This window comes from Microcoleus sp. B13-B6, assembly GCF_036705405.1.
In the GTDB taxonomy this organism is placed as follows: Bacteria; Cyanobacteriota; Cyanobacteriia; order Cyanobacteriales; family Microcoleaceae; genus Microcoleus.
Genome location: NZ_JAUBUJ010000060.1, coordinates 18,538 through 29,563 on the forward strand (window position 1 = coordinate 18,538; position 11,026 = coordinate 29,563).

Here is an 11,026-nt window from a genome sequence, read left to right on the forward strand (position 1 = left end):
GTCGCCAGTCAGTATGTCCCCACTCGCTGGGGAAACTAATTGAATGGAAACAGCCACATAAGGCTCAGGACTAAGCGTATATCTAACCGAAGTCCCCACTCGTTGGGGAAACTAATTGAATCGAAAAAGTAGGGGCAATTCATGAATTGCTCCTACTTTTTCTTTGATCTACCCATGCCTAAGATAGGATGAAAAAAGTTCTACAAGACTTACGGAAGGGTGATTAGAAACCGGGTTTTTGCGAAATACTTCGTTACAGCCCACAAATTTGGTAAAAAACCCGGTTTCTTTGGTTTTGCGGATGAAGAAAGTTCTAGAAGGCAGAGTAGCGCTGGGAAGTTATTTATGCAAACAATCTTTTTTGTATATAAATCATCATTTTGGCTAGATTATCCAACACTTTGATTGCCTGATTTTCTAAATAAAAAAAGTTTTAAACGTCTATCATGACAGTCTATCGAAGACTCTATTTCTGAGCTAATATTGCATCGTAATCCCCATGAGTCCCTATCCAAAACCAGACAATTGGGGGTTTCGATGATGTTGTGCTATTGCTGGGCTGTCTCTCTTTTGAGTGCGAATTTCCTAATGCTAGTGCTGGCATTAATGACTAGGGCACTGGGAGCATCTCAATGAAAGCAGCCAGCTAGAAATTGGAGTTTTGAGGCTCTCTTGCTGCGGGGCAGAAGGCAGGAGGGAAGAGGAAGAAGGAAGGAGCCAGAAGAAGTATTTTGACGAATATGAGATACTCCCATACCACTGCGCTGTGGTTGACGGGAATGTTGATGAGTACGATCGGCTCTGATTACTTTCCGAAACCAGCCCAAGGAGGGGTGCTTTGTTTTTTGCTGGCGTTGTGTGCGATCGCCTATGCGGTTATTTGAGAGCCATGCTGGCTACATTTTTTCTGAGTCAGGATGCTGAGAGCGATCGAGCAGAAATAGCGGCTACACAATCAATTCAAGGTGTGGAAACAGAAAACTCCACTGCCAACAGAGGTTCAAGCCTGCTTTACTAAAAGGTTTAGACCTGTGAATTGCTAACCTTGGATTTGAGCATGAGGTCGATCGCTCTCGATGCGATAGTATAAAAAAGATTATGTCTGTCCAATTATAGATAATATTCTCATCTAAACTATTCCAAGCGAGAGAGGATATTTAAATTTATTAATTTTACTATAAAACTACTGTATAACCCCTCACGGCAAAAATATTTAGAATAATGACAAAAATAACCCGGATAAATTCATGAATGGGAATCAATAAAACCAACTTTCTCAAGCATAAACAAGCATAAACCTGATGTTTAAATGTTGTTCAAGAGCGCGGACAGTTTTTCTAGGTCTGAATGGCTTATTTACTAAATACTTTGAGCCACGGCGGATAATTAAATCAATGTCATCTCCCCTCCTGACTTGCATTTAAGTTGACTTTTTTATGCTTCTTGTTCTGTAAAGCTTGTAGTATCGTTCCCAAAACTGTCTACAGTATTTACTGTTAACCTAGTTCTGTTTATTACATTGACACGAGAAACTCATGGAAAACACATTGTTCGATCGCACATTCCGGGACAGCGAAGGCAAAATTGTTATAGCTCAGATGCCAAATCTACCACTGAGCGTGGGGATTGTAGCTAGTTTATTAACGCTCATAGTTACAACAGGTAAAATTAATTTAGGGTTGGAGCTAGTAGCCTTTGGCTCTTTGTTTACTTGGGCTTGGGAAGAATTATTTCAAGGCGTTAATTACTTTCGTAGAGCATTAGGTCTGATTGTGCTTGTTGGTCTAATTGCGTGGAAACTTCAATAAGTAGGTAAAAATCAATAAATCCTATCGACCATGACCTTACCTCAAAAATCTACGCAAACTCTTCTTTTGTTATGGGCATGACCACTCAAGTTTCAGATGTACAGACTAGCTCGCGCTGAGGCGATGAGCTTGATTGCTCTAGCATTCTCTCCTCTTTCTTGAATACCGCACTTGTAGGGAGGAGTATTAATATCATGGCGGGTTTAATTCCTTAATCACAGCAAATTTCACCTTTATAAAGTACCCCCCGGAAGCCGAGTTTCAGCAAGAAACTCGGCTTCCGGGGGGTACTTCACTTATATTATCTGGAAAGTCCTGTATAATGCTTTCTCAAGAGCCACTCATGCAGAAAATCAGAATCGATGTCGAACGAAGCGTCTGACCGTCTTAAACAAAATGCTGAAAAAATTATGGGGATGTGGGAGAAGCGGGCGCGTGATGAAGTCGGTGCATCAACGCATCAAAATTCTCTTGTCTTGCAAGATTCCCTACCTCTGTACTTAAACCAACTGGTAGATGAACTCTCAAACAGAATTGTCAGGACACCTGCCCGAATCACAGCCGACGAGGTAGAAAGTACGCGGATTGGCAAGCTGCATGGGCATGAACGGGCGGGGTATGCTGACTACTCCATGACTCACCTCATTTTCGAGTATCACCTCCTCCGTCAAGTAATATTTCAAGTTTTAGAAGAAGAAGCACCTTTAGGAGTGCAGGATCGAGACATTATTATCGGCTCCATCGAGCAAGCCGTTAATGACGCAGCCACTCAATTCTCCGAAACGCTGCGAGATATTCAAGAATTATTTATGGTGACGTTAACTCACGACCTCAGAAATCCCATCAATGTCGTAAAAATGGGAACTCAACTAACTCTGCGGCGGCTTGAAACAGGAGACAGCCATAGGGATGTAGCGACGAGGATGCTCAGTGCGATCAATCGGCTGGATTCGATGATTCAAAATCTGCTAGATGCGAGTCGGCTGCGGGCAGGGCAGAGCTTAAAGATTGAATTTGAAGAATGCGATTTTGAGATGCTAGTCCAAGAGGTAGTAAACGATTTGAGATTCGCCTATGGAGAGCGGTTTATTGTGGTTTCTGACCCTGCTATCAGGACTTTTTGCAGCCGTAAAGAAATACGGCGGGTGATTGAAAATTTAGCAATTAACGCTGTGAAATATGGTGCGCCTAGTACGCCGATTACACTCACGCTCCAGCAAACCCAAACGCAGGTCAGCCTTACTATCCATAATGAAGGCAATCCGATCGCCATAGACGCTCAATCCATCCTATTTCAACAATTTCGTCGAACCATTTGTGCCCAGGAGCAAACCGGCTGGGGATTAGGATTATTTTTAGCAAAGAGTATTATTGAAGCCCATAAAGGGACACTTGCGGTTGAAAGTGCAGAGGGCAAGGGGACAAGCTTTATTATCACTTTACTAAAGGTTATTGTTTAGTTCGGGACATTAAGATTAACAATAAAAATAAGGGATAAAATAATGAATTCACAGTCAATATTTTCGCGCAAACCCACAGATAAGGTGTTTCATCACACACACTGTAAATTACAGAATTAATAAGCCGTCAAGATGCGAAACACAGCCTGAGCGAGTACGCTTGGATCGATATGTATAGCAATCCTAAATGATTCAGATAAATTTGTAGGGGTAGTGCTAAGAGTGCCTACCCCCTATCTATCGGGCAACCGGGCGTGGGATTGCCCCTACAATAATTATGCAAATGATTTAGGATTGATATATATGAGCTTACGCATCAATTAGCAGCCAGTCAAGATCGAGTTGAATTGTGTGGAGTAGGTCTACCAGAAACTCAGTCAAACTCCGGCGTAAAACTCACTAATTTAGCTGAACCCGAACAGCGACTCTGGGAACGGCTTTGGTTGATTCGCTCCAATTTTTGGCATAGTAAATATGCCAAACCTGATGCAATTAATCTACATTTTTCACTATAGCAATCCTAAATGATTCAGATAAATTTGTAGGGGTAGTGCTACCCCTACTCCCCGTGCCTACCCCCTATCTATCGGGCAACCACGGGGAGTAGGGGTCGGATTGCCCCTACAATAATTATGAGAATGATTTAGGATTGCTATATATAGTTTTCCTATTTTGCAAGTTTTACCACTACAGATAGTTTCACACTTGAAAAATCGCGTAATTCCTGTAGAATATATGGAAAACTTGTCCGGTTAAAAAACAGATGAAAATACTATTTTTCGACCAGAGCGGTAAGCCTGGTAGCGCAGAGCTTTGCCTAATAAATATTGCCAAACCCTATCGAGATAGCTGTCTAGTTGGCTTATTTGTAGATGGTTCTTTTAAGCCATTATTAGAGCAACAGCAAATTCCCGTTGAGGTGTTAGCGAATGAAGCGATAAAAGTTCGTAAAGAAAGCAGCTTGAGCCAGAGTTTAAGTAGTGTAACCGCGCTACTCCTTTGATTGCTAAAGTTGTTCCAAAAGCTCGTCAATAGGATTTGATCTACGCCAACACGCAAAAAGCTTTAGTGGTGGGTGCATTAGCTAGCTTTTTGAGTCGTCGCCCTCTCGTGTATCATTTGCATGACATTTTATCTACAGGCTATTTCAGCCCAACTAACTTAAAAGTAGCTGTAACTTTGGCTAATCCCTTTGCACCATTGGTTATTGCTAACTCCAAAGCAAGTCAGGCTGCTTTCCTCGAAGCAGGAGGACGCTCGGACATAATCGATGTCGTCTACAATGGCTTTGAACCTGAAGTCTATCAGAGCGCTCTAAAATTAGCCAACTCAAGACACAGCTAGAACTTGATGGGCAATTTATCGTAGGTCATTTCAGCCGATTGTCACCTTGGAAAGGTCAACATATTTTAATTGAAGCACTTACCTACTGTCCCAAAAATGTAACAGCTATTTTAGTGGGTGATGGGCTCTTGGGCGAGCAGGATTCTGTCCAAGCAATTACACAAACAAGTGGCAGAATTAGGACTTAAAAATCGAGTTAAGTTTTTAGGCTTTCGTTCAGAGATTCCGCAGTTAATGGCAATTTGTGATTTAGTTGCACATACCTCAAACGCACCCGAACCTTTTGGCCGAGTTATTGTCGAGGCTATGCTGTGTGGTAGACCTATAGTTGCTGCTCAATCTGGATGGGCTATTGAATTAATAGAACCGGGCATCAATGGCTTTTTGGTTCCTCCCGGCAAGCCAGACCAACTCGCAGAAGTTATTAATACCTGTCATAACCAACCTGAGTATAACATCGCGATCGCCCAATCGGCCTACTATATGGCTAGTCGGCGTTTTCACCAGACCAATATCGATCGGCAGATTGCGGAGTTGCTGAGCAGCACTTTTAGCTGAGTTGTCCCAATATCTTATGAGTTATCAGCGATTTTTACCAAAGTCTAATAACCTCATGTTCGCTCCTTTTTACGGATTTATAAGTGCGAAATTTTGCCTATTTTCGCTCGATCGCCTCGCCGCATCTGCCACCTTCAAAGCGTACAAACTACTGGCATTATCCACGTACAAAGGCGTACCTTTTAACAAAAATTCCAACACCATATCGGTGTCTTTGGCAAACAAACCGCGCCGCGTTCCTACTTTGAGGTTGCGCCGATTTTCTCCCTGAATTAATTGACCGGATTCGGGAGTAAAAACCAGCGTTCCTTCTTCACCGTAGATAGTAAAAATGTTTTCAGACTGCCAAAAAGTCTCTCCTTTTCCATAAACAGCTTCAGCGACAAGGCCATTGGCAAAGCGCAACTGTGCATTGCACAAACAAGCTTTGTAGAAATCCGGCTGACTGTCCCAAAATTGAGCTTGACAGTTAACGCTTGCCACTTCCCCGAACAAATCAGTAAATCGGTGCAGTCGCGAAATTGCACCAACTAACGGAAAGCCAAAGAGGGAATGTTGATAAGTCCACCGCTGCGGCGCTGGGTGTTGAGGACTCATAGTAATGTAGCGGGCGTAAAAAACTTTACCGACTAATGGCAAAGATTCTTTGATGGCTTGGTGCAAACCGCCTAACAGTTCGATGTGTTCGATGTGGAGGAGTTTTTGCTTTTGGGCGGCAAGTTCGATCGCCCTTTCTGCTTCAGATACGTTTAAAGATAGAGGATATTCCACCACAACGTGCTTGTTACTTTCTAGCGCCGCCAGGACGATCGCCCCGTGATCCCGGTTCACGGTACAGACGATTACCAAATCTAAATCGTCTCTTTCTACTAGCTTGCGCCAGGAAACCGCAGCTTCTGCCCCGAAGCCTTGACAAAATGCTGCGGTTTTATCCGGGGAGTGGCCCGCAACTGCTACCAAGTTCGATCGCCCATCAGCTTGAATTGTCTCGGCCCTCAACTTAGCGGCAAAACCAGTACCCACAATCCCCACGCGAATTGGAGAATTAACCGAAAAACCAAAGCGAGTATCAATATTAGTCATGGGATTTGAGATTTAAGATTTTAGATAGTTACAGACTTGCGCTGCAGGGGTTTAGGGTTTTATCGCCCCGATTTTAAGCTGTGGTTGTGGTGCGATTTATTCGATCGAGCCTTCAACACCCAAGTCTTGATGCGATTCTAACTATACATTTCAACGCCGGCGGGGACTTGCCTTGCAGCCAGTCTTGCTGAAACTCGATCGACACACCGCATACCAACAACCCGGTTTTTGTGCTGTAGGGCTCAAAATATGATTTTTCCTAGAAACCCGGTGGTTTAGCGCAAGTCTTGCGGCAACAGTATCACAAGGCTGAACCCAACATAGGTATAAGTAATCAAGATGAAATTAGAAAAAGTTATAACTAATCCCATTCAAATTTTTTGTAAATAAGTGTTGCAACCTTGCTTCTTTCCCCTACTATCATAGAGGGAACAAACCTAAGAGCTCACCTCAAAGCTAATAGAGCCTTGAAGGTTGCATTAGGAAAAATTATCAATCTTGTTGAATTTTTGAGAGGATTTAGTGCATGGCAACTTACAAAGTTACCCTCGTCAGCGAAGCCGAAGGACTTAACCAGACCATTGAGGTTGATGAAGATACTTACATTCTCGATGCTGCTGAAGAAGCAGGACTCGACCTCCCCTACTCTTGTCGCGCTGGAGCTTGCTCCACCTGCGCCGGCAAACTCATATCAGGCACAATTGACCAATCCGACCAATCTTTCTTGGACGACGACCAAATCGAGGCCGGAATGATCCTCACCTGCGTCGCCTATGCCAAGTCTGACTGTACCATAGAAACTCACAAAGAAGAAGAGCTCTACTAAGAAAGGACGCTCTGCGTGATACCCTAAGAAACCCGGTTGCTCGTTTCCAGAATTAAGCTGAAATACGGCAATTATGTTAAGAAACCGGGTTTCTGTATCTAAGACTGAAACAATCCCCCAGGAGCAATTACTAGGATGATATTTTCCTAGACTTTTACTTAATACTCATGACAATTGGTGTAGACTGAAGTAGCCTGCATAACACCATCAGTAATGATGACTTGGACTTTCTCTCACTTCTCTCAAGCTTTGGCGTGAGAGCATCTCTGTAATCCTTGCGGTTCGAGGTTGGTCAAAACCAGTGAAGAATACACCTCCTTGATTTGTGCAAAATACGGTTAGAGCCATAAAAGTTAGGTGGATCTAAACTTTTTAAAGACCCCAACTGTGGTTAGAAAACACCCCGTTTGAGTAGCGCTTTAGGGATTTTCCTTAAAGCTTTGTGGGATACCACCATACTCTGGGACCTGTCTGATGAGTGTGCTATATTTGGATTCTCTCAGGTTGTCGGAGATTGTCTGGATTAAAAGTATCAGTCTGTCACTCCCAGCTAGAAATTCGTAACTCTTTGAGCAGATAGCTGACCAAATAATTTTAGATTTTAGATGGCAGATTTTAGATTAACTGTGAAACCAATCTAGAATCCCAAGTCTAAAATCTAAAAGTTTTACGACTGATATTTAGTCTCGCGTTGCGCGGACTTTGTTTGTGTAGTGCCGATGATTTAAATCGCCGAGTTTAGTAGGTATAAGTAATAAAGATGAAATTAAAAAAAGTGATAACTAATCCCATTCAAATTTTTTGTAAATGAGTGTTGCAACCGGGCTTCTATCCCCTACTATCATAGAGGGAACGAACCTAATGCCTAACCTCAAAGCTCATAGAGCCTTGAAGGTTGCATTAGGAAAAATTATCAATCTTGTTGAATTTTTGAGAGGATTTAGTGCATGGCAACTTACAAAGTTACCCTCATCAGCGAAGCCGAAGGACTTAACCAGACCATTGACGTTGATGAAGATACTTACATTCTCGATGCTGCTGAAGAAGCAGGACTTGACCTCCCCTACTCTTGCCGCGCTGGAGCTTGCTCCACCTGCGCCGGCAAAATCATATCAGGCACTGTTGACCAATCCGACCAATCTTTCTTGGACGACGACCAAATCGAGGCCGGAATGATCCTCACCTGCGTCGCCTATCCCCAGTCTGACTGTACGATAGAAACTCACAAAGAAGAAGAGCTGTACTAAAAAGGGGGCCGTCAGTCATCTGCTCTAACTCCAAGCTATTGATTAATAGCAGTTTGAGGCGATAGCTGACCGAATAATTTTAGATTTTAGATAGCAGATTTTAGTTAACTCGTAAAATCCTGTCTAGAATCTAAAATCTAAAATCTCAAAATTTTAGGGCTTGCGCTAAAGATTCGGAAAAATCCGGCATTGAGATTGCATTGCTCCTGCTTGCATTCGATAGTTTTTACGCAAGTCCTCACTGAATTTTGGGAGTTTAATTTTATGGTTGCCAAAATGTAATGTTATCGCTGAGCGGCACAACTTGAGCGCCGGGAAAATAAAAGCCCAGAATTTGAGATCCATTCCAGCCCAAATTAGCCAAATTGTAAGAACCAGTCTGACTCATTCCCACCCCGTGCCCGAAACCACCTCCGACAAAAGCATAACCATTGAGAGTTTTGTCGGGATTGTAAATTGGTTCTAGGTAAAAAAGCGTGCTAATCGGCGGGTAAAAAGCATTGCGAATCTCGTCTTTGTCGATATCAATCGGGCCCAAGTCAGTTTGAACCTTCATTTTCAAAACTCGACCAGCGGGCGACCTTTCTGTCACTTCCACCTGAGTGACAGTTTTCAAATTAGCCAGCGGGTGCTGTTTCTTCTGAAGATACTGTTTGAGAAATCCACCAATTGCCGTCAAAGAAGCGGGTTCGCGCCACCGAAAAGTGTCTTCTTTTTCCTCATTAAACCCTTTTTCCAAACTGATAAAGCGGCGGAAATTGTTTTCGTCCGATAAACTCTGCTTGGACAAATCCCACACCTTATTAGGGGAATCGACGATCGATCGCAAATATGGACGTTCCGCGCCCTGCCACACATCGTTAAAAGAGGCTGTCACGCCGCCGCTAGACGCGGAATAAAGCGCGTCTACTAGCTGATTTTCGTAAGTTAGCACCAAACCGCTCGTTTGGGCGATCGCCTTATCACTTTGCGGGTAAACCTCGGTCAAACCCTTATAAACTTGACAGTTAACATCAGCGCACAACTCATAATTATCCACAGCAAACCGGCGCAAATTTCTCAGGGCGTAGGTTCTCGCCAAAATAGTTTGAGCGACAATCGCAGCGTAAGGCGAAAAAGCCCCTATTTCGTGAGGAACAACACCCCGCAAATAAGTCTCGGTCAGCACTTTATTCACCAAAGTATAAGTGCCGTAAGAATTTTTTTGCAGGTGCAAACTGCCGCCATAACGGTGAGTTTGTTGAATTGCTTTTTCTGGTTCAGTAGCTGTGGCCTCTTGGGTGGTTTGTTCCAATACCTCAATTACATTTTTCCCCGCCGTCACATCCAACTCATGGCGGTTGAAACGAAAGCCGTTTAAAACCCAAAATGCCTGGGGTACTTGTTTAAAAACTTTGGAATCCAAAAAAGCTGTTGTGTTCCCTTGAGCTTGCAAACTTTGCAACAGCCAGCGCCGCACCAAAGGAGAGTTGTAAGTATCTCTTTTCGCCCAAACTTGCCAGCGAAAAGGTTGAGCAATTTCTACATCAATTCCCTGGGCGCGCCACTGATTGGCGCTATCTTCTGCACTCTCGAAACTGCGGTGGGAGCTCAGAACAACTCGTTCTTCTACTAAGGGCGCTTCCAGCGGTTTCGGGGCTATTTCTAACTTGACGCTAGCAGCCGTTTTGGTTTCTATGCCTTGAGGAGTTTTGTAACTCAATGTTAAGCTGTCGCCCGGTAATGCTTTCAGCGTCAGTTTGTCGGTTGCTTTGGTGCCAAACCGCTGCACTACGCCGATTTTGATGGGTCTATTTTGGGGATTTTGGGCGTATCCCGCAGCGCTGAAAAGGGGCAACAGGCACAATGCGGTGAAAACAGTCCTAGATATGCAGCTAAACCATTTGTAATTGGGAGTTGGAGGTGCTTGAGCGGACACAGTTATCTATCTCCCGATAGTTGAAATTTGGGGATTTTTGATTGTACGTTAGCACATTTGGCGGCTGCTATAGGGGAATTGCTGAAGATAAGCTGGTTTGGTTCGTTAAACCGATAGTCCGACAGGGGTTGAAACCCCTGCCTCAAAGCGAAAGTCCTCTAAAAGAGGACTAATGAATTATTCAGTCCTCTTTGAGAGGACTTTCGCTATTAGACAGGGAATTCATTCCCTGGCGGACTGCCGGGTGGGCGGGAGGACTGGCGGACAAAAAGCTTAAGTTGACACGGCTTGGGCACTGGCGGTGTCCTGGCTGTGGGTAATATTAATTCCGATGCTACCGGATGTGATATGAAATGCAGCAATTGCAAAAGTTGCGATCGCTTGACATTCTGTTACACGGTCAGGTTTATTTGCACCTACCGACTGATTGGCTAATCATTTTTTCTGAGCACTAATCTCATCGCACAGGTGTTTCTCGCTTTCCTCAGCATTATTTTGCAAATAGTCGCGCAGCCAATCGCAGCCTTGCACCAGCATTTCATCTAAACTTCTGATTTGCCACAACCGGGCTGTCTTGTCATTTGATGCCGTAGCAATGTATTTGCCGTCTGGACTAAAACTGACACTTGATACCTCATCTTGATGTCCTTTAAATTCCTGTATCAACTTACTTGTTAAATCCCACAACCGTGCTGTATTGTCCAATGATGCCGTAGCAATGTATTTGCCGTCTGGACTAAAACTGACACTTGATACCTCATCTTGATGTCCTTTAAATTCCT

General features: G+C 43.7%; 12 protein-coding genes and 1 CRISPR repeat array (1 of these 13 cut by a window edge). Of the genes, 9 read left to right on the forward strand and 3 right to left on the reverse strand.

The genetic code is table 11. From position 1 onward, the window contains the following. Nucleotides 1-127: a CRISPR direct-repeat array (repeat unit 36 nt) (it extends 579 nt beyond the left edge of the window). Nucleotides 128-740: 613 nt separating this feature from the next. The 7 genes from QUB35_RS23720 (at nt 741) to QUB35_RS23750 (ending at nt 5,170) form a co-directional block, all read left to right on the forward strand. After that, nucleotides 741-884, forward strand: coding sequence for a hypothetical protein (locus QUB35_RS23720; protein WP_333144147.1), 144 nt, complete (start codon nt 741-743; stop codon nt 882-884). 5 nt (nt 885-889) lie between these two features. Continuing rightward, entirely contained in the window at nt 890-1,018 is a 129-nt protein-coding gene (locus QUB35_RS23725) for a hypothetical protein (protein ID WP_333144148.1), read from the forward strand. Nucleotides 1,019-1,535: 517 nt separating this feature from the next. Continuing rightward, nucleotides 1,536-1,808, forward strand: a complete 273-nt coding sequence (locus tag QUB35_RS23730; protein WP_333144149.1) for a hypothetical protein — start codon at nt 1,536-1,538, stop codon at nt 1,806-1,808. A 362-nt stretch (nt 1,809-2,170) separates the two neighbouring features. Continuing rightward, nucleotides 2,171-3,268, forward strand: coding sequence for a HAMP domain-containing sensor histidine kinase (locus QUB35_RS23735; RefSeq protein WP_333144150.1), 1,098 nt, complete (start codon nt 2,171-2,173; stop codon nt 3,266-3,268). A 763-nt stretch (nt 3,269-4,031) separates the two neighbouring features. Beyond that, a complete protein-coding gene (locus tag QUB35_RS23740; protein WP_333144151.1) occupies nt 4,032-4,271 on the forward strand; it encodes a hypothetical protein in 240 nt (79 codons plus the stop codon). Between the two features lie 35 nt (nt 4,272-4,306). Continuing rightward, nucleotides 4,307-4,612, forward strand: coding sequence for a glycosyltransferase (locus tag QUB35_RS23745; protein ID WP_333144152.1), 306 nt, complete (start codon nt 4,307-4,309; stop codon nt 4,610-4,612). A 168-nt stretch (nt 4,613-4,780) separates the two neighbouring features. Beyond that, nucleotides 4,781-5,170 carry a glycosyltransferase gene (locus QUB35_RS23750; protein WP_333144153.1) on the forward strand — a complete coding sequence of 130 codons (390 nt, stop codon included), beginning with the start codon at nt 4,781-4,783 and terminating at the stop codon, nt 5,168-5,170. 69 nt (nt 5,171-5,239) lie between these two features. Here the strand turns inward: QUB35_RS23750 and QUB35_RS23755 are convergent, their stop codons facing one another. Then, a complete protein-coding gene (locus QUB35_RS23755; protein ID WP_333144154.1) occupies nt 5,240-6,253 on the reverse strand; it encodes a Gfo/Idh/MocA family oxidoreductase in 1,014 nt (337 codons plus the stop codon). A gap of 526 nt (nt 6,254-6,779) precedes the next feature. Between QUB35_RS23755 and QUB35_RS23760 the strand changes: the two genes are divergently transcribed. Both QUB35_RS23760 and QUB35_RS23765 read left to right on the forward strand, forming a co-directional pair. Continuing rightward, the gene (locus QUB35_RS23760; RefSeq protein WP_333144155.1) at nt 6,780-7,079 is read left to right on the forward strand and encodes a ferredoxin; all 300 of its coding nucleotides are present in this window, start codon (nt 6,780-6,782) and stop codon (nt 7,077-7,079) included. 947 nt (nt 7,080-8,026) lie between these two features. Further along, on the forward strand, nt 8,027-8,326 hold the full coding sequence (locus tag QUB35_RS23765; protein ID WP_333109645.1) for a ferredoxin: 300 nt from the start codon (nt 8,027-8,029) through the stop codon (nt 8,324-8,326). A 262-nt stretch (nt 8,327-8,588) separates the two neighbouring features. Here the strand turns inward: QUB35_RS23765 and QUB35_RS23770 are convergent, their stop codons facing one another. After that, on the reverse strand, nt 8,589-10,244 hold the full coding sequence (locus QUB35_RS23770; protein WP_333144156.1) for a SpoIID/LytB domain-containing protein: 1,656 nt from the start codon (nt 10,242-10,244) through the stop codon (nt 8,589-8,591). Nucleotides 10,245-10,679: 435 nt separating this feature from the next. Then, the coding region (locus QUB35_RS23775) for a WD40 repeat domain-containing protein (RefSeq protein WP_445252127.1) at nt 10,680-11,026 on the reverse strand (347 nt) is incomplete at its 5' end.

Excerpts from the sequence above, each read along its gene's own strand:
- QUB35_RS23720 (WP_333144147.1), top strand. The coding sequence starts at position 741 with ATGAGATACTCCCATACCACTGCGCTGTGGTTGACGGGAATGTTGATG.
- QUB35_RS23725 (WP_333144148.1), top strand. The coding sequence starts at position 890 with ATGCTGGCTACATTTTTTCTGAGTCAGGATGCTGAGAGCGATCGAGCA.
- QUB35_RS23730 (WP_333144149.1), top strand. The coding sequence starts at position 1,536 with ATGGAAAACACATTGTTCGATCGCACATTCCGGGACAGCGAAGGCAAA.
- QUB35_RS23735 (WP_333144150.1), top strand. The coding sequence starts at position 2,171 with ATGTCGAACGAAGCGTCTGACCGTCTTAAACAAAATGCTGAAAAAATT.
- QUB35_RS23740 (WP_333144151.1), top strand. The coding sequence starts at position 4,032 with ATGAAAATACTATTTTTCGACCAGAGCGGTAAGCCTGGTAGCGCAGAG.
- QUB35_RS23755 (WP_333144154.1), bottom strand. The coding sequence starts at position 6,253 with ATGACTAATATTGATACTCGCTTTGGTTTTTCGGTTAATTCTCCAATT.
- QUB35_RS23760 (WP_333144155.1), top strand. The coding sequence starts at position 6,780 with ATGGCAACTTACAAAGTTACCCTCGTCAGCGAAGCCGAAGGACTTAAC.
- QUB35_RS23765 (WP_333109645.1), top strand. The coding sequence starts at position 8,027 with ATGGCAACTTACAAAGTTACCCTCATCAGCGAAGCCGAAGGACTTAAC.